Here is an 18,032-nt window from a genome sequence, read left to right as displayed (position 1 = left end):
TTAACCGGTCAATAAATCGATAAAAATGAACAACGAACAAAAAACGATCAGCCTGACGCTAATCACCATTGTCGCCTCGCTCGGCGGCTTCCTGTTTGGCTTTGATATGGCGGTGATCTCCGGCGTATTGCCGTTTGTGGAAAAGCAATTTTCTTTAACTGCTGCGCAGGAGGGCTGGTTCGTATCGTCGGCGCTGGTAGGTTGCATCATCGGCGTTGCCCTTTCCGGCGAGCTGAGCGACCGGCTCGGCAGGAAGAAGCCGCTCCTGATCTCCGCGATCTTATTTACGCTGTCGGCCATCGGTTGTTCCATGTTGCCTTCGCTTGCAGGAGTGATCATTTCCCGGGTACTTGGCGGCATCGGGATCGGCATCGCCTCGAACGTAGTGCCGCTCTATATCTCTGAAATTGCACCCGCCGCTACCCGCGGGCGTATGGTTACTTATTACCAGTTTGCACTTACCCTCGGCATCCTGGTGGCTTACCTCAGCAACGCCGCACTTGTTTCTGCCGCAGGCAGCGGTGGCAGCCTCATGGGCACCGATACCTGGCGCCTCATGTTCGGCGTAGGCGCTATCCCCGCCATCCTCTTTTTTGCTGGCCTGTTTACCGTTCCGGAAAGCCCCCGCTGGCTGCAGTTAAAAAATAGCCAGGCAGCTACCGGTATGGCAACCGCGTTAAAACGGGTTTCCTACAGCGACCTTTTTGCGCCCGGTATCCGCAGGGCGATGCTGATCGGGATCCTGCTGCCCCTGTTTTCGCAGTTTAGCGGCATCAACGCCATTATTTATTACGGACCGAGCATCCTCAGCAATGCGGGCGTTTCACTCAGCAATTCGCTGATAAGCCAGGTGATTTTCGGGCTAGCCAATATGCTGTTTACCCTGGTGGCCATCTGGAAGGTAGATAGCTGGGGCCGCCGTCCCCTTTACCTTTACGGCACCGCCGGTGCTGCCGTCACCTTGTTATTAACCGGTTTATGCTTTTATTATGGCTATACTACCAGCGTATGGCTGCTGGTTTGCGTGCTGGCTTTCCTGGCCTGTTTTGCGTTCTCCATCGGACCGCTCAAGTTCGTGGTGGCCTCAGAGATCTTTCCCAACGCAATTCGTGGTCGCGCACTGGCCATCAGTATCATGGTGATGTGGGTGGCCGACACCATTGTCGGGCAGCTAACCCCCATCTTCCTCAAATCCATCGGCAGCGGCGGTACTTTCTGGTTCTTCTCCTTCTTTTGCGTGGTTGCCTTCGTCTGCGTATACAAGCTTCTCCCCGAAACCCGCGGCAAATCGCTGGAACAGATCGAGCAATACTGGAAAGACCGGGGTGTCGAAATGGATCCGTCTGCGGGAAACGAAACCATTATTATGCATTAAAACCAGCTGATAGCCATCAGCTATCAGCTGGTTTTAATGCCAACGGGATAAATGATTACAGCCAACAGCTAAAAAAATATATGTCTCAACAATACGTCATCGGCGCCGATATCGGCGGTACCCACATCACCGCAGCCCTCGTTGATCTGGCCCGCCACCGGATGCTCCCGGAAACATTGATCCGTGAGAAGGTGGACTCCGGCGCTGCGGCAACTGCCATTATCGAAACATGGGGCAGGGCCATCCGGCTGGCGAAAGGATCGCGCAGCATCCACCAGGTAAGTCTTGCCATGCCGGGTCCCGTAGACTATGAGCAAGGTATTTGCCTGATCAGGGGACAAGAGAAATATGAGCAGTTATACGGAATGAACATCAAACACCTGCTCGCAGACGAACTGGGAATCCCTTCCGCAAATATTTTTATGGACAACGATGCGGCATCGTTCCTGCAGGGCGAAGTGTTCGGCGGCGTGGCCAAAGATGCACGCAGCGCGATCGGCGTTACCCTTGGCACCGGACTCGGATCTGCGCTATACGCGGACGGGAGGGCCACCAGCTGCGACTTGTGGAATATGCCTTTCGGTGGCCATATTGTCGAAGATTACCTGTCGACCCGTTGGTTCGTCAAACGTTGTAAGGAGCTTGGCGGTGGCAGCGTCACCGGCGTAAGCGAGCTGAAAATGTTGCCCAACGCGAAATTGCTGGAGCAGATCTTCGACGAATTCGGTACCAACCTCGGTAAGTTCCTCCTGGCCTTTATCGCCGGCACCCTCCCGGAAGTGGTGGTACTGGGTGGAAACATTTCCCGCTCGTATGCACTGTTTAAAGAGAACGTATTGCGGCAAGTACAATCAATATACCCCACCGTTTCCATCAGGACCGCCGGGCTGGGCGAAGAGGCCGCCTTGCTGGGCGCCGCAAGCCATTGGAAACCATCAGGACAAGCACGATGAAAAACTTAAAGAAACTATGCCTCGCTATCGCTGTGACGGCCACCGGCCTTACCGATCCCGCATCTGCCCGGAAAGGCCACGGGCTCGTGCAATATGTTGATCCGAAGATCGGTACGGCGCACAGCCGCTGGTTCTTTTTTACCCCGGGCGCACTGCCCTTCGGTATGGCCAAGCCGGCGCCATCCACCAACGGTTCATATGGTAACGCACACGGATGGGATGCAGTAGGGTACGACTACCGCCACGAATCGATCGAAGGCTTTGCCAACTTCCACGAATTCCAGGTGGGGGGTGTGGTTTTTGCCCCGATCACCGGCAAGCTGCAAACCATCCCGGGCAGGCTGGAGAAGCCGGATGACGGCTACCGTTCCCGTTTCGACCGTAAAGACGAAATAGCGACCGCCGGCTATTATTCCGTTCTGTTGAAAGATTATGGAATTACCGCGGAGTTAACGGCCACCAAACGCGTTGCTTTTCACCGCTATACGTTCCCGGCAGGCAACGAGTCACATATCCTGTTCGACATCGGCAACAAGCAAGGCGAAAGCGGGGAAGTGAAATCCGCCAAAGTAACCATCACCGCCGACGGGCATATAGAAGGGTACGTGACCACCTTGCCCGTTTACGTACAGAAATACCAGCCCGGGGCCGAGGTCACCATGTACTTTTCCGCTGTTGCGGATAAAAAACCTTTAAAAACGGGCACGTTTAGGGGAGCGGAACAGTTCCCGGGCCAAACCAGTATCGAGGGCAAAGGGGCCGGTGTGTACCTCACCTTCGCTACCAGGCGGGGCGAAAAGATCAATGTAAAGGCGGGTCTTTCCTTTACCTCCGTAGAAAATGCACGGCTCAATCTGCAGGAAGAAGCCGCCACCCTTGACTTCGATCGGGCAAAGGCACGCGCGCTCAGGGAGTGGGAACAGCAACTGGGCCGGATCCGTGTAAGATCTGCCGTTAAAACCGACATGGTGAAGTTTTATACCGGCTTGTACCATTCCCTGCTGGGGCGCGGGCTGGCGAGCGATGTTAACGGCGCCTATCCTAAAAATGACGGCACGGTTGGCCAGATCCCGCTTAACGCGCATGGAAAACCGTTGTTTAACCACTACAATACCGACGCCGTCTGGGGCGCTTTCTGGAACCTCACGCAGTTGTGGGCCATCGCGTACCCGTCGTATTATTCTGATTTTGTGAAAAGCCAGCTGCTGGTGTATAAGGATTCGGGCTGGTTGGCCGATGGAATTGCCAACAGCCGGTACGTTTCGGGCGTAGGTACCAACTTTGTAAGCCTGGTGATGGCCAGCGCCTACCTCTCCGGTATCCGCGATTTTGATGTAAACCTCGCTTACGAAGCTTCCATGAAAAATGATACCGATGGTAAGGACCGTCCCCGGGGCGCCGGAAAGCTTGATGTTGCCAGTTTCGTTGAAAAGGGTTTTGTAGATCATTTCGATAAAGGTACCGGCGGCGACGAAAAATGGCGTTATTCCGCCTCGCACACCATGGAGTATGCCTTTAGCGCCTACGCGATGGCAAACTGGGCGCAGGCATTGGGCAAGCAGCAGGATTACGATAAAATGAGCAAGTTATCTGCCGGCTGGGAGAATTTATATGATCCGCAGATGAGCCTCATCCGCCCTAAAATGGCCAACGGCGAATTCATCGCCAACTTTAATCCCAACGAAGTGTGGCGCGGTTTCCAGGAAGGGAATGCCTGGCAGTACACCTATTATGTGCCCCAGGACCCCGAAAAACTGATCGCGAAAGTGGGTAGAGACAACTTCAACGCACGGCTCGATAATGTGTTCGTTACCTCCCGGAAGAACGTTTTCGGCGGCGGCACCACGCTCGACGCTTTCTCGGGCCTGGAAGGATTATATAATCATGGCAACCAGCCCAACCTGCATATTTCCTGGCTGTTTAACTACTCGGGCAGGCCTTCTCTTACACAGAAATGGGTACGTGCCATCTGCAACGAGTTCTACGGCAGTGATGGCATCCACGGTTATGGATACGGCCAGGACGAAGACCAGGGACAACTTGGCGCCTGGTACGTAATGTCGTCCATCGGCCTGTTCGATGTGAAAGGATTTACCAGCGCCAGCAATACCGTGGGCCTGGGCAGCCCTTTGTTCAGCAGCGTGGAGATAAAACTGGATCCCAGATACTTTACCGGCAAAAAGTTCACCATTACCGCAGATGGCGGAAGCGCCGTCAACCAATATGTGCAATCGTTCCGGTTGAACGGGCAACTGGTGCACCAGCCGTTCATTAAGCTCACCGACATCCAGTACGGCGGCAAACTGCAACTTAAAATGGGAGAGTCCCCCGTTGATGCGTACTAGGCTACTCTTTGTCGTAGGCCTGCTTTGGTCATGCCCGGTTTCCGCGAAGGTGGTATTGCCCGACATGATCAGCAGTCACATGGTGCTCCAGCAACGGTCTTCTGCGCGGCTTTGGGGGAAGGCGCTGCCTGGCGCGACGGTCCGGGTAATCACTTCGTGGGACGATAAAGTGTACCGCGTTCGGTCTTCCGTATCCGGCGATTGGAAAGTAACCGTAAACACACCGAAAGCCGGCGGACCATATGCGATCAGCTTCAACGATGGCGTTGAACTGACGTTGACGGACATCCTTATCGGCGATGTTTGGGTATGTTCGGGCCAGTCGAATATGGAGATGCCGCTTGCAGGTTGGGGAAGGATAAACGATTATGAGCGGGAGATCGCTGAGGCCAACCACCCGGAGATCAGGCTGCTGCATGTGAAACACGCCGCCAGCGAGGTTCCGCTCACGGAAGCTGCGGTAACGGCCAACGGCTGGCAGGCATGCTCACCGCAAACCATCCCCGAGTTTTCTGCCGTGGCGTACTTTTTTGCACGCGCCATCAACCGCCAAACCCATGTCCCCATTGGACTCGTCAACAGTACCTGGGGTGCAACTGCGGCCGAAGCGTGGACAAGCGCCGCCGGCCTGCAAGCGCTCCCGCCGTTTAAACCCCAATCCGCCGATAACCGCAACCAGCTTTCTGCCTTGTTTAACGCCATGATCCACCCGTTTTTACCCTGGAAGATTAAAGGCGTTGCCTGGTACCAGGGCGAAAGCAATGTAGACCGCGCCCAACAATATTACCAATTATTTCCGGCGCTGATCGCCGATTGGCGCCGCCAGTGGCAAGCGCCGCGCCTGCCGTTCTACTTCGTCCAGCTTGCCGCGTTTACAGACCGCAAGGCGGAACCCGGGGAATCTAACTGGGCCGAAATAAGGGACGCGCAACTGAAAGCGCTTGCATTGCCGAATACGGGTATGGCGGTGACGATCGATATCGGCGATGCGAAAGATATACATCCAAAAAACAAGCAGGAGGTGGGGCGAAGGCTTGCGCTTATCGCGCTGGCTAAGCTTTACGGGAGCCCCGCCGGCTATTCCGGGCCCATTTACCGGGCCCATAAGACCCGTAAAAATGAAATAACTGTTTCGTTCCGTTTTGCGGAAGGATTAAAAGCCAGCGGTGGGGTGCAGGGCTTCGAGATCGCAGGTGCTGACAAAAAGTTTTACAAAGCTACCGCGATCATTAAGGGATCGAAAGTAATCGTCTCTTCATCAGGAGTTGCTAATCCTGTAGCTGTCGGCTACTCGTGGGCAACAAACCCCGACGGAAACCTGTATAATAGCGATGACTTGCCTGCTTCTCCTTTCAGGACGGACTTTAAGCAATAGCCGTGGCAGGTTAAGATAGCCCACCCCGTTAAAACCTGCGCCGCAAGCAGGCGATCTAAATGTTTCGCAGGTGTTAATCCCTACCGTTTATTTTGCTGCCGCGGGCAGGTTCGCGATGCCCCAGTTCTTATTCGGCTGCGGGCCCATTACCAGTTCCAGTTTTCCGCCTTTCAATAGCTCGCTCGCCGGGAACCAGAAGGTATCGAGCTTTTTGCCGTTGAGCACGGCGCTTTGCACATACTTGTTCCCGCGCGAAACGTTCAGCGCGTTAATGTCGAACGTTTTGCCGCGTCCGTACCTGCCGCCCAGGTCGATGGTTACTTTCGGGAACACGGGGCTTGCAATTTCGTAGATCGGGTCTATGCGGCTGCCGCCATCTGTCTGGAAAAGCCCCAGGGCAGCCATGATGAACCAGGCGCTCATCTGTCCCTGGTCTTCATCGCCGAGATAAGCGTTGGCTATATCGTAGCCATAATAGCGATCGATGATGGAACGGCTCCATTGCTGGGTAAGCCAGGGCTGTTTCACCCAGTTAAACAGGAACGCGAAGTGCATAGACTGCTGGTTACCCTGGATCACCGGGTAGTCCCAATATGCATCGTTGGGCGCATTGAACCGCCATTTAACACTCTCGTTAAAACCCCATTGCAGGCGCTCCCTGAACTTATCTTCGCCTATAGACTTTGCCAGTCCCGGAATGTCCTGCGGCACAAAAAAGGTGAGCTGCCAGGCATTTCCTTCTACGTAATGTTCGTTGGCGCCGGAGCGGAAAGGATCGAAGCCCGGGAACCAGCTGCCGTCAGATTTGCGGAGCCGTGCATAGCCGGTTTCTTCATCGATGGCATTCTTCCACCATAAAGATCTTTTAGAAAACTCCTCGTATTCAGATTTCTTGCCAAGCGACCTGGCGAACTGGGCTACTGTCCAGTCGTCAAACGCGTACTCGAGCGTGTTGGAGAAACGTCCTTTATCATATGGAACGTAATGGTATTTCATGTACGCTTCATAATCGGCATTGCCGGCCAGCGCGCCGCCCACCCTGGTTTGTGGGGACGATACCGTTTTACGGGCCGCCTCGAAGGCTTTATTGACATCGTAATCGCGGATGCCCATCTGGTAGGCGCTGGTGATCAGCGGGATCTCGTGCTCCGCCACCATCACCGGGATGTATTCCATACCCGCGGGCCCTTTTGCGAGCCAGCCGTTGGCATCGTACATGGCCAGCTGGGATTTGACCCAGCGCGACGACCAATCGGGCGTTACCAGGTTCCAGAACTGGTTGAGGTTCCAGAAGGTGTTCCAGAACGCATCGCAGCCGAGGGCCACTTCATTTGCGTTCTTCAGCTGCTGTACTTTTTCGGTGGCGTCTACCCATTTGCCGTCTACATCGCTGAAGGTGTTGCGGCTGCATAGCGCACGGTACATGTTAGTGTAAAAGCGGACCTTTTCGCGCCGGTCGCTGGTAGTGATCTTTACCCTGCCAAGTAAGCCGTTCCATGTTTCGCGGTTAAAGTCGCGCACCTTGTCAAAGCTCCAGCCGAAAGGACCGGTGATCTCGGTCCAGAGGTTTTTAGAAGCGCCTGCAATGTCTACATATGACATACCAGTGCGTACCTGTACCACCTGGTTTTGCCTGGTATCGAACTCCACGAATGCGCCGGCGTCTTTCGCATCTTTTATGCTTACAAGATCACCGTCCTTCACGTCGTCGTTTATCCAGGTGCCAAACTTGCGGATGGGCTGATCGAACTCGATCACGAAATTCACCGTGTATTCCTGTTCGCTGGCGCCGGCCTGCGCGATCCATACCTGCGGGGCGAGTTGTTTGCAATACCCTTCGATGCGGCGGTCGCTTACTTTGCGCAGGGTGACTTCATTTAACAGGTACTTGTTCTCCGCCGGCACCTGCAGGTCGATCATAATGCGCGAATCGGTGCCTTTCGGATAAGTATACCGCTGGAAGCTCGCACGGGTGGTGGCCGTCATCTCCGCTTTTACCTGGTAATCAGTTAGCTGTACTTTATAGTAGCCGAGCGGTGCTTCTTCCGACTGTTTATCGATCTGCGAACGGTATCCTTCGCCGGGTGCGGCACGCTGGTCGCCTACTTTTGTTTTTAAAGGTCCGTTAACAGGCAGCATACCCAGGCCTGCCATGGTCCATTCATGGATGTGGGTAAAGGAGCCGACACTTTCGAACGTTGGGTCGTAGCCGGCCTGCCAGCCATCGTTCTGGTTATCGGGGCTCATTTTTACCATGCTGAAGGGCATCCACGGACCGGGTGCGATCATCCACCGGGAATGAGCCGTGCCGAGTTTCGTATCTACATAGTCGGCATAGGTGGTCAGCTTGTTGGGCGAGCGGTCTACGCTGCCGCTTTCGATCGTCCGGCCATCCGCCAACACCTCGTACCTGCTCCTTTTAGCCGTAGTTACGGGCGGCATAGGTGCTTCGAACTGGTGACGGCCACGTTCTATGATTTCTTCAAAGATCAGCTTGCCGTCCATGCGAACGCTGAGACGCGGTGTGCCCGATAAATGTTCCAGGTCAACCAGCAGCGGCTGAAAGCGTTTTCCTTCCTGCATTACTTCATAAGAAGCGGGCTTTATTTCGCGGATAAATATATTTTGCGGGGATTCAAGCTTCACGCCTTCGGGCCCGACCAGCTTTACCTGGTCGAATACCATCCAGGAGCCGTCAAGCGAAGTTACCCGGATCTCGTTCCCGCCCGTATGGAGCGTAGCGGCGTCGATGGGTACGTTGAGCAGGTATTCCTTACCAGCAGAGGGAGCGCCGGTAGGTAAAGGTTTCACCGGCCCTTTGGGAAGCTGGAAGATGGAAGGCTTTCCGTTCACCGTAACCTTTACCAGGGGAGGGGTTTCGTAGTTATAGCCCAGCAGGTCGATCACCAGGGCGTAATTTCCGCCGGCGGGGAGTTTATCTACGCCAAACAACAAGTTCAATAAATGAGAACGGATGCCTGACGTGGATGCCGTACCGCCCCAGCCATCCTTAGGGCCCGGAAGCACATAGGGAAAATCCTGCTCCGGTTTGGAATACCCCACGAGGTAAAACCGGTCTTCCCAGCCGAAGTCGAGCTCTAAGAATCTTTTGTAATCTGCGGGGGCGAGCGCCAGCCCGGTACTTTGGTTATCTGCCGCGCCGATCTCCCAAATGGTTTTGTTCTGTCCCCGGGCGGAAGCGGTGAGGAGGCAGAATAACAACAAGAGCAGTTTCACGGGTGATTTCGTTTGCATGTTGAGGGTTAGTTGGATATGCAAGTATAAGGAATACGGGTAAATGTACAAACATATTGAGGGTGAATTTTAATTATGTATGTACATTTATCTGGTGGCAAATTGCCGGCACAGAACCAGAAAGAAACTTATATGAGTGACATCAAAGTGATCGGCCGCCAGGCTATTTCCGGTCCCGATAAAGTTGTTATCAGCCCTACTTAACCTCTACTGCGGCGGCGGTGTCTGCCAATTGGTATAAAGTTTCCTTAATATTACCCGGCTGATCCAAATGCCGCTAATATGAAATACCTGACCCCGACACTTCTAAGTGTTCTTCTTATCTTTTGCATGCTTCCCGTAGTAACGGCACAGCCGAAAGTTAAACCCAGGTTCCGCGCTCTTGCGGTCGCCGAGACAGGCGGCGGGCACGCGTTGTTTGATGCCGTGGCAAAGACCTGGCTAAATAAGCTGGCTGCCGACAGCAATTTTACGATCGACTACCTGGCTGACACCAAACAGATCAACGAAAAGTTTCTTAAAAAATACCAATTGTTCATCCAGTTAGATTACCCGCCTTATCCCTGGAAAGCGCCTGCGCAAAAAGCCTTCGAAAGCTATATTGAAAAGGGCAAAGGTGGCTGGATCGGTTTTCACCACCCCACGCTGTTGGGTGTTTTTGACGGGTACCCGATGTGGCAATGGTATTCCCGTTTTATGGGAGATATCCAATTCAAGCGCCACATCCCGGGAGGTACTTCCGCTACGCTGAACGTAGAAGACCCGGCGCACCCGGTTATGAAAGGGCTCCCGGCTTCCTTTTTAACCAAAGACGAATGGTACATCTACGATAAAAGTCCCCGCCCCAACGTACACGTGATCGCCAGCATCGATGAGGCGACTTACGATCCCGACAAGGCAGTGAAGATGGGTGATCACCCAGTGATCTGGACCAACGGACATGTAAAAGCACGTAATTTGTATATCGCGATGGGGCATTTCCCCGAATTGCTGGAAGACGAATCGTTTACGAGGTTGTTCAGGAACGCGATCTTTTGGGCCACTGAAAGGCGGTAACGGCGGGAGATGCCGTGTTATGCGGCTAAAGGATATGCCGGATCAAAGATCATGAGTACTACAGTTCTTCTACTTATGATCCGTGCCGGCAGGGTCCTGGTCGAAGATCTCGCTTAGCTGGCGGTAAATTTCCGGGTGCTTTTCTTTGAACTTACCGGGCTTTTCAAAAAAGTATTCGGACGCTACTGCGAGGAACTCTGCTTCGTTGGTGAGCGCATAAGGATTAATGTCTGATTTTCCCTGCTGGATGCGCCGCATCTCCCCATGCATCAACTTAAGCCAGGGAACGCTGTAGTCATATTTCATCACGGTTTCGGGTACGCCGTCTGTAGATCCGTCCGATTTATCCACCAGGTGAACAAACTCGTGGATCGCGGTATTCTCCTTTCCTGAAGCGCTGGAAAAACCTTTAAGCAATGCCGCACGCGACAAGATCATCTGCCCATTCATATAGCCGGTACCTACCATGCCCGTGATGTTGCGTTTGCCGCCTTGAAACTGGAATTCTTCATCGAAGGTATCGGGGTATAGCAGCACGTTGGTAAGGTTCTGGTATCGCCACCCGGGAAAACCGAAAACCGGGATCACCGCACTGGAAGCTACCAGCACGCGATCGGTATCGGTAAGTGAGGCGCCTACGCATTCAATGCGAACATATTGCAAAAAATCTGCGATACGACGCTCGAACAGGCGCTTATCCTCGTCGGCTAGCTCGTCGTAATAATCTACGCGGGTTCGCAGGATCTCCTGTTGCTGCGGCGTAAGGCGGCCTGTTTCCGCAAGTGCGGTTTTTTTCCTGCTCCTTAGAATAAAATAAAGAACTAACAGGCCCGCCAGTATTAAAACGAATTTGATCATGCAGCTAAAGTACGGATTAACTGCATGATCGGGTTATCAGAGTTAGCTATCAGTAATCAGCTATCAGCCATTAGCCATCAGATTACTAAGGTTTATTCTTTAGCTGTGCTGCGGTTACGTAAACCTTGCCGCCTTTTTTGTTCACGTAGTAATATTTGGCGTGTTTGTCGATGTAGATCGTCTGTCCACCGGGGCCTACTTTGTCTTTATAGGTTTTATCCGTCACTTTTGAGGTCCCTTTCACGGCGGTTTCTGCCGTTTTGTTACCAACTGCCTTTGCAGCTTTTTTAATCTTCGAATCGGGATCTAACTTCAGCGTATCTTTTTTCTGTGCGAAGCTATCGTTGCCCCAGCCGATGGCGGCAGCCAATACTGCGATTTTTATGAATGTTTTCATGTTTTTTTTCAATTGTTTCAATAAAAACACATAGTTGACCGAACAGTTTTAAAAACGTTTAGTGGCGGCACTTTTGCAGCCCGCAGGCATGATCTGTAACGATCTTTATTTACCTTTATTTCGACTAACCGGTACATATGAATATTGGTATTAACACCTATCTGTTTACTTCACCTTTTAACAACGATTCTGTAAGACTTTTCAAGCGATTTAAGGACTGGGGGTTCGACTCCGTAGAGATCGCCCTGGAAAATGCCGCGCATATCGATGCCGCCTACATCAGGAAAGAGCTCGACCATAACGGGTTAAAATGTCATGTGGTATGTGCCGCTACCGGCCCTGATACCGATTTGCGGGGAACCGCCGATCAACAGCAGAATGCCCTGCATTATATTACCGGGTTGATGGATGCCATGGTCGTGTTAAACGCATCGGTGCTTTGCGGACCTGTTTACTCATCGGTTGGCAGGGCCGATGCCGTTTCGCCCGACGAATACCGGCAACAGTGGGAAACGGTGAAAGCGCACCTCAAAACGCTGTCGGCGTATGCGGAAGAGCGCGGCCTTAAGATCGCCATGGAACCGCTCAACCGCTTCGAGACCGATTTTATGAATACCGTAGACCAGGGCCTGCAGATGGTACGCGAGGTGGGGAGCCCCGCACTCGGTCTGCACCTCGATACATTCCACATGAACATAGAAGAAAAGGACCAGGCAGATGCCATCCTGAAAGCAGGGTCACGCCTGTTCCATTTCCACGCTTGCGGAAGTGATCGGGGTACCCCGGGGAACGACCATATCCACTGGACGGCCATCGTACGCGCATTAAAACAAGTTGGCTACAAGGGAAGCGTAAACATCGAATCCTTTACCCCCGACGTGAAGGTGATCGCCCGCGCCGCAGCTATCTGGCGCCAGATCGAGCCCTCGCAGGAAAGCATCGCCACCAATGGGCTTGATTTTTTAAAGAACGTGCTCGCTTAGCGATTATACCGGATATCGGCAGCAACTACCGGTAACTACAGGCTTCCGGAACGATCTTATCTATTGGGCGGGTATCTCCCGGCGCTGAAGGGATATCGCTATTTGGACAAAAGCCGTACGCCGGGAAAAGGGCGGACGCTATGTCCTCAGCGAAAAAATAAACTCCGTTCCTTGTCCGGGCTCACTCGTTGCCGAGATCTTTCCGTGGTTGGCTTCGATAAATTCTTTGCACATCACAAGCCCCAGGCTGGTGCCTTTTTCGTTGTTGGTTCCCTTGGTGCTGGTATTTGCCAGGGTGAAGATGTTAGGGATGCGTGCGGGATCGATCCCTACGCCCGTGTCTTTTACATGAAAGGTGAGGCAATTTTTTAATTCGTGCGAGGTGCTGACGGTCACACTTCCCTGCTCGGGAGTGAACTTGATGGCGTTCGAGATCAGGTTCCGCATTACGAACTCAAAGTGATCGGGGTCGGCAAAGATCGTTTCGTTTTCGCCCGAAAGGTCCTCGATCGTGATCGACTTCTTTTCCGCGTCCACAGATAACAGTGCGATGGTGCGTGCAATGACTTCTTTCGGACGAAATTCCATGGGGTTGAGCAGGATGCCCTTGATCTGCGTTTCTCCCCATTTCAGCAGCTTGTTCAGCGTTTCGAGCGAGGCATTGCTGCTAACGGCAAGCCGGTTGATCACGTCCTTGCGCTCGTCGGCGGAAAGATCGTCTTCGTTAACCAGGTAGAGCAAGCTGATGATGGAGGAAATCGGCGCACGAAGATCGTGCCCGAGGATCGAAAACAGTTTATCTTTTACCGAGTTTGATTCGACGAGCTGTGTATTCAGCTTGTTTAGCAGGTTATTCAACTTACGGGTGCGGTAGTAGAAGGTAGCCACCACGGCCAGCAATACGATCATACCGGCGGTAATCCCCAAACTCACGTTGCCCTCCAGCTGCTGCCTGTTGTTTACGTATTTAAGCTCCTTAATGTGCGCCTTTGACTTATCAAGCTCGTACGCTGCCTGCAGGTTGGCGATCTCTTCGGTCATGTTCCGGTAGAAGAAACTATCGGCCAGTTCGTACTGCATTTCTTTCATTTTGAGGGCTTCGGCCTGCCTGCCCAGGAAACGGTATAGCTTGCTTAACCGGTCGAGCAGGTCGATTTCCTGTTTATGGGCGTTTTTGTCGCGCGCAAGGGCGAGTGCTTCCTCCAAATAGCTCAATGATCTGGCGGCATTGTCCTGGCCGTAAGTATCTGCCAGGCTGGTAAGAACCTGCAGCTCGCGGATATAGTTTTTTATCTCGCGCGCCCTTTGCAACGCTGTTAGCTGCAGGGCGATCGATTCCTTTTTTAATCCTTTCCTGTTATAAAGAGCCGCAAGGTTGTTGGTAAGCGTAATAAACAGTCCCTGCAGTTCCGGCTTATTGCTCAGGCCGATGCCTTTGCGTAAATAGGCCTCTGCCAGGGGGAAGTTGCCCGTCTGCCGGTAAACGGCGCCAAAATCGTTGTAAAGGTTCAGGGTCAGGCTCGAAAAGGGCAGTATATCGTTCAGCCCTTCGGCGGTTTTAAGGTAGTTAATGGCGGTATCGTATTTTTGCTGACCAAGATAAGCCTCGCCGAGGGTGATGTAGGCTTCCATCATACCAGGCGTGTTTTTTGCCTGTTCGCTGATCTTTAGCGCCTGTAGAAAGTAACCGATCGCTTTGTCGTAACTGCCCTTGCGAAGCTCCACCACACCAAGCCGGATATTCTCGGCGGCCATTCCCTTTTTATCGCCGAGGCGGGTAAACAATTCAAGGGAAGTGAGGTACTTTTTGCGCGCATCGTTGTACCTGCCGAGATTATCGTCGATCATACCCAACTGGTTCAGCATCCTGGCTACGCCGTTGCTGTCGCTTGTTTTGCGGGCATGACCGATGGCTTTCTGTGCAAAGAAAATAGCTGAATCAGGTTTATAATACCGATAGCCGCTTACCAGTTTTTCGTAATCCGCTATGCTGGGTGCTTTCACCGGGGCTTCCTGTGCCGACGCCGGGTGACTGATCAAGGCGAGAAATAAGGAGAAACGCTTGAAGAACATACTTACTTCCTGCAAAGGTACACAGAAAGGTTAATTATGGTTCTTTCTTTGTTACGAGGTTTTCTATCCGCCGGTCGGGAATGAGCCAGACGAGCGCCACCAGCGTATACAATCCGAGGCTTATCATTGGGTTGTTAAAGCATGCAATAGTAATGGCGAGCGCGTAGATCACCACAGATATTTTGCCTTTGGTATCTTTCCCGATAGCCTCCGCCAGCAGCGAATCTTTCCCGTGCTGCTTAACCAGCGCACCGGCCAAAATTGCGTACGCCACACCGTTCATCAGCAGCACTAAGCCGTAAAAAGCGACGGGCCACCGGGCGAAATGATTCTCGCCCATCCAGCCTGTTACGAACGGGATCAGCGAAAGCCAGAAAAGCAGGTGGAGATTGGCCCAAAGGATCCCGCCGTTCACAGACTTTGCCACGTGGATCATGTGGTGATGGTTGTTCCAGTAAATACCGGTATAGATAAAGCTGAGCACATAGCTCATAAACACAGGCAGTAACGGTTTCACCGACCCGATGGAATCGCCATGGGGCACTTTCATTTCCAATACCATAATGGTGATGATAATGGCGATCACCCCATCGCTAAAGGCCTCTAATCGTCCTTTTCCCATAGGTTACGACGCTTCTTTAAGCCGGGCGTATGACGCGATCTTCCGGTACAGCTCGTCGGGATTAAACGGTTTGCTGATATAATCGTTCATCCCTACCACAAATGCCTGGTCCTTGATATCAAGCATAGCCGATGCCGTTAACGCGATAATAGGGAGGTTCTTAAATTTATCGCCCTCGAGCTGACGGATGGCCATGGTTGTTTGATAACCGTCCATTTCAGGCATCTGGAGATCCATCAACACCATGTCGTAGTCGTTGGTTTGCACCAGTGTATAGGCGATTTCGCCGTTTTCGGCTACGTCGCATTCCACATCCCACAAGCGCATATACTGTTTGGCCAGGATCACGTTGATCTGGTTGTCTTCTGCGATCAGCAGTTTTACGCCTTTCAGGCTTTTAACCGGAACGGAAGACTCGCCTGAGTAGGTACTTACCACTTCTTTGTGGTCGCTGTTTTTAAGCTCCAGGCTGAAATAGAATACCGAGCCCTCGCCGGGGGTGCTCTTTACCTTGATCTCGCTGCCCTGCAGTTCGAGCAGGCGTTTAGTAATGGTAAGGCCGAGGCCGGTGCCGCCGAATTTGCGTGTGGTGTCTGAATTAGCCTGTGCGAAGCTCTCGAATATATACTCGATCTTTTCCGGCGGAATGCCGATGCCGGTGTCTGACACTTCGAAATCGATCACGGTCGTGTTGCCGGTCGCTTTGCCGAGCGAAGCCATAATGGTCACCTTGCCCTGTTTGGTGAATTTTACCGCGTTGCTGATCAGGTTGGTAAGGATCTGCCCAAGGCGGACAGGATCTCCTTTTACCACGTTCGGCAAGTCTTCATCCAGCATCAGCTTGATCTTAATGTCCTTCTCGTTCGCTTTCTGGAGAAGCGCCAGGCGGATGTTGCTCACCAGCTCGCGCACGCTGAAATCGGCTTCTTCAAATTCGATCTTGCCCGCTTCGATCTTGTTAAAGTCGAGAATATCATTAATGAGCACCAGCAGGTTTTCGGCGGAGAACTTAAGCAGCTTCAGGTATTCCATCTGCTCGGGGCGCGGGTCCTGCTGCAGGAGCAGGTGAGTGAACCCGATCACGGCGTTCATCGGCGTGCGGATCTCGTGGCTCATGGTGGAAAGGAACTGCGACTTGGCGATTGCGGCTTTCTCGGCCAGCTCCTTGGAAACGATCAGCGCCGATTCCAATTCTTTGGCCTTCAGGATCTGCGCCTGCAAGTATTCGATCATATGGATCAGGTCTTCGTCTGAACCGTCGAGCCCTTCCACCGGTTCAGGTGATAACGAGCGGATCGCTTTTTTCAGCTCGCCGATCGATTTCTGGCGGATCTCGTTCTCGCGCATCAGGTTGGCATTTACTTCCTGGTATTCACGTTCGCTCAGGTTAAACGCGTGATCCGCGATCTTTTTCGACCGGTCGAAAGAATGGTAGGAGGTGCTGATATTTTCAAGAAAGCTAAGCATCACCGGATCCTGCAGGTAAGCTTCGGGCAGTAATTTCCTGATCTGCTTGCTTAGTATATGATGGTATTCCATTTTTCGCAAGTACGTATTATAGTTCTTTAAAGCTGGTGATGGTCATGGTTTGGTTGTGCAGCTCACATTGCGAACCCGTACCGAACGGAGAAATTTCTCCATAAGAGTAGAAGCCGGTGATGGATGCCTGTGCGCCCAGCACGTCTTTGGCGGCAATGATCTCCTCGTCTGTGCGTTCCTGGAGGATCAGCTTGCGGCCCACGCAGCTCACCAAAATGGCGAAATCCGGGTGATGGTCCTTAATGGCGGTAAACGAATCACTGGCGGCGGTGGATGACGCGTCGATCAGCTTATCGAAGTTGGCCTTCATCAGTCGCACTTTACTGCCTTCGGGCAGGTTGCCTGCAAAAGTCATGGATTTTTCGGCTTCGTTCACACTCAGGATCGTGCGTACCAGGTTTTTTTCCGAGCCTGCGAGTTTCAGCGAAAGCGGGAAGAGCAACGCAGAGCCGGGCAGCTCATTTACGTAATCGCCCAGGTAATGTTTGTAAAGGTCGAGCGCGTTCTTGCCGTCGATCTCGAAAAGCACGTTCTTCTCCGAACGCGTTACGGTGCGTTCCTGGCCGAATTCGTCCCAGCCGCCAAAAGATCCGTGTCCTACCTGCAGGCTGCTGCCGTAGAAGCCTACGGCCACTACGTTACCTTGCGCGGGGACCTGGTTAAGACCCGTAAATGTTTTGGCGAAGCGCGCGGCGTCTCCGGCGAGGCCGCCTGTTACCGGGATATTGCGGGTATTGTCCCTGTTAAAACCGGCAACCAGTTCGCTGCCATTGATGAATGTACCGTCGGAAATGATGAATACGCCGCAGAGATCTTCCGCCGATAGCTGTTCCATCAGGAACACGCCGGTATCATAACTGCTGGCATGGTCTGTTACCCGGGTGGTTACCGATTTTACGGTGGTTTTTTCAAACTCGATGGCGCTGGCCACCACGCTGTCGTCGAAAACTGAATCATCTATGATCTCGCCGGCTGTCGAGGAAAAAACGAGCGCAGCGTTTGGATATCTCTCCCGGAGATAGTTGAAAACCGCCGGGTTCACAATCGCTTCCGACGATCCGAAAGCCAAAACCAGCTGACAATTTGAAGCTTCAGACGCGTTAACCGAAGGAAGATCTTTCCATTGGTCGTGCACAAAATGATGCTGGAGAACTTTCATTACTGTGTGTTGTTTAATTTAAAGGCCCGCAGGAAAACGGCG

13 protein-coding genes are annotated in these 18,032 nt (G+C 52.8%); 6 read left to right on the top strand and 7 right to left on the bottom strand.

From position 1 onward, the window contains the following. Positions 1-25: 25 nt before the first annotated feature. From GS398_RS08930 to GS398_RS08915, 4 genes are all read left to right on the top strand, one after another. Complete coding sequence (locus GS398_RS08930; protein ID WP_160906422.1) at positions 26-1,375, top strand: sugar porter family MFS transporter; 1,350 nt, start codon at positions 26-28, stop codon at positions 1,373-1,375. An 80-nt stretch (positions 1,376-1,455) separates the two neighbouring features. Then, on the top strand, positions 1,456-2,328 hold the full coding sequence (locus tag GS398_RS08925; RefSeq protein ID WP_160906421.1) for an ROK family protein: 873 nt from the start codon (positions 1,456-1,458) through the stop codon (positions 2,326-2,328). After that, entirely contained in the window at positions 2,325-4,673 is a 2,349-nt protein-coding gene (locus GS398_RS08920; RefSeq protein ID WP_160906420.1) for a GH92 family glycosyl hydrolase, read from the top strand. Before GS398_RS08925 ends, GS398_RS08920 begins: the two co-directional genes overlap by 4 nt. Beyond that, positions 4,663-6,048, top strand: coding sequence for a sialate O-acetylesterase (locus tag GS398_RS08915; protein ID WP_160906419.1), 1,386 nt, complete (start codon positions 4,663-4,665; stop codon positions 6,046-6,048). The genes GS398_RS08920 and GS398_RS08915 overlap by 11 nt, the downstream gene beginning before the upstream one ends. A gap of 87 nt (positions 6,049-6,135) precedes the next feature. On the opposite strand, the gene GS398_RS08910 is transcribed toward GS398_RS08915, so the two are convergent. After that, positions 6,136-9,303 carry a GH92 family glycosyl hydrolase gene (locus tag GS398_RS08910; RefSeq protein ID WP_160906418.1) on the bottom strand — a complete coding sequence of 1,056 codons (3,168 nt, stop codon included), beginning with the start codon at positions 9,301-9,303 and terminating at the stop codon, positions 6,136-6,138. 330 nt (positions 9,304-9,633) lie between these two features. Between GS398_RS08910 and GS398_RS08905 the strand changes: the two genes are divergently transcribed. Further along, positions 9,634-10,359, top strand: coding sequence for a ThuA domain-containing protein (locus tag GS398_RS08905; RefSeq protein WP_202405997.1), 726 nt, complete (start codon positions 9,634-9,636; stop codon positions 10,357-10,359). A gap of 69 nt (positions 10,360-10,428) precedes the next feature. On the opposite strand, the gene GS398_RS08900 is transcribed toward GS398_RS08905, so the two are convergent. Together GS398_RS08900 and GS398_RS08895 are read right to left on the bottom strand one after the other, a co-directional pair. Next, the gene (locus GS398_RS08900; protein WP_160906416.1) at positions 10,429-11,217 is read right to left on the bottom strand and encodes a M90 family metallopeptidase; all 789 of its coding nucleotides are present in this window, start codon (positions 11,215-11,217) and stop codon (positions 10,429-10,431) included. An 85-nt stretch (positions 11,218-11,302) separates the two neighbouring features. Continuing rightward, entirely contained in the window at positions 11,303-11,614 is a 312-nt protein-coding gene (locus tag GS398_RS08895; protein WP_237488146.1) for a hypothetical protein, read from the bottom strand. A 137-nt stretch (positions 11,615-11,751) separates the two neighbouring features. On the opposite strand from GS398_RS08895, the gene GS398_RS08890 reads away from it, so the two are divergent. Next, on the top strand, positions 11,752-12,597 hold the full coding sequence (locus GS398_RS08890; RefSeq protein WP_160906414.1) for a sugar phosphate isomerase/epimerase family protein: 846 nt from the start codon (positions 11,752-11,754) through the stop codon (positions 12,595-12,597). Between the two features lie 138 nt (positions 12,598-12,735). Here the strand turns inward: GS398_RS08890 and GS398_RS08885 are convergent, their stop codons facing one another. Genes GS398_RS08885 through GS398_RS08870 form a run of 4 tightly spaced genes read right to left on the bottom strand, consistent with a single transcriptional unit; the run spans position 12,736 to position 17,990 of the window. Next, entirely contained in the window at positions 12,736-14,685 is a 1,950-nt protein-coding gene (locus GS398_RS08885) for a tetratricopeptide repeat-containing sensor histidine kinase (RefSeq protein WP_160906413.1), read from the bottom strand. A gap of 19 nt (positions 14,686-14,704) precedes the next feature. Then, complete coding sequence (locus GS398_RS08880) at positions 14,705-15,292, bottom strand: TMEM175 family protein (RefSeq protein ID WP_160906412.1); 588 nt, start codon at positions 15,290-15,292, stop codon at positions 14,705-14,707. Positions 15,293-15,295: 3 nt separating this feature from the next. After that, positions 15,296-16,831 (bottom strand): ATP-binding protein, encoded by a 1,536-nt coding sequence (locus tag GS398_RS08875; protein WP_160906411.1) that lies wholly within the window; start codon positions 16,829-16,831, stop codon positions 15,296-15,298. Positions 16,832-16,847: 16 nt separating this feature from the next. Continuing rightward, complete coding sequence (locus GS398_RS08870) at positions 16,848-17,990, bottom strand: FIST signal transduction protein (RefSeq protein WP_160906410.1); 1,143 nt, start codon at positions 17,988-17,990, stop codon at positions 16,848-16,850. Positions 17,991-18,032 lie beyond the last annotated feature (42 nt).

The sequence above is a fragment of the Hufsiella ginkgonis genome, from assembly GCF_009834915.1.
GTDB classification, from domain to species: Bacteria; Bacteroidota; Bacteroidia; order Sphingobacteriales; family Sphingobacteriaceae; genus Hufsiella; species Hufsiella ginkgonis.
This window is presented reverse-complemented; position numbering and strand designations above follow the sequence as displayed.

Excerpts from the sequence above, each read along its gene's own strand:
- GS398_RS08880 (WP_160906412.1), bottom strand. The coding sequence starts at position 15,292 with ATGGGAAAAGGACGATTAGAGGCCTTTAGCGATGGGGTGATCGCCATT.
- GS398_RS08905 (WP_202405997.1), top strand. The coding sequence starts at position 9,634 with ATGCTTCCCGTAGTAACGGCACAGCCGAAAGTTAAACCCAGGTTCCGC.
- GS398_RS08900 (WP_160906416.1), bottom strand. The coding sequence starts at position 11,217 with ATGATCAAATTCGTTTTAATACTGGCGGGCCTGTTAGTTCTTTATTTT.
- GS398_RS08915 (WP_160906419.1), top strand. The coding sequence starts at position 4,663 with ATGCGTACTAGGCTACTCTTTGTCGTAGGCCTGCTTTGGTCATGCCCG.
- GS398_RS08920 (WP_160906420.1), top strand. The coding sequence starts at position 2,325 with ATGAAAAACTTAAAGAAACTATGCCTCGCTATCGCTGTGACGGCCACC.
- GS398_RS08910 (WP_160906418.1), bottom strand. The coding sequence starts at position 9,303 with ATGCAAACGAAATCACCCGTGAAACTGCTCTTGTTGTTATTCTGCCTC.
- GS398_RS08930 (WP_160906422.1), top strand. The coding sequence starts at position 26 with ATGAACAACGAACAAAAAACGATCAGCCTGACGCTAATCACCATTGTC.
- GS398_RS08890 (WP_160906414.1), top strand. The coding sequence starts at position 11,752 with ATGAATATTGGTATTAACACCTATCTGTTTACTTCACCTTTTAACAAC.
- GS398_RS08875 (WP_160906411.1), bottom strand. The coding sequence starts at position 16,831 with ATGGAATACCATCATATACTAAGCAAGCAGATCAGGAAATTACTGCCC.
- GS398_RS08870 (WP_160906410.1), bottom strand. The coding sequence starts at position 17,990 with ATGAAAGTTCTCCAGCATCATTTTGTGCACGACCAATGGAAAGATCTT.
- GS398_RS08895 (WP_237488146.1), bottom strand. The coding sequence starts at position 11,614 with ATGAAAACATTCATAAAAATCGCAGTATTGGCTGCCGCCATCGGCTGG.
- GS398_RS08925 (WP_160906421.1), top strand. The coding sequence starts at position 1,456 with ATGTCTCAACAATACGTCATCGGCGCCGATATCGGCGGTACCCACATC.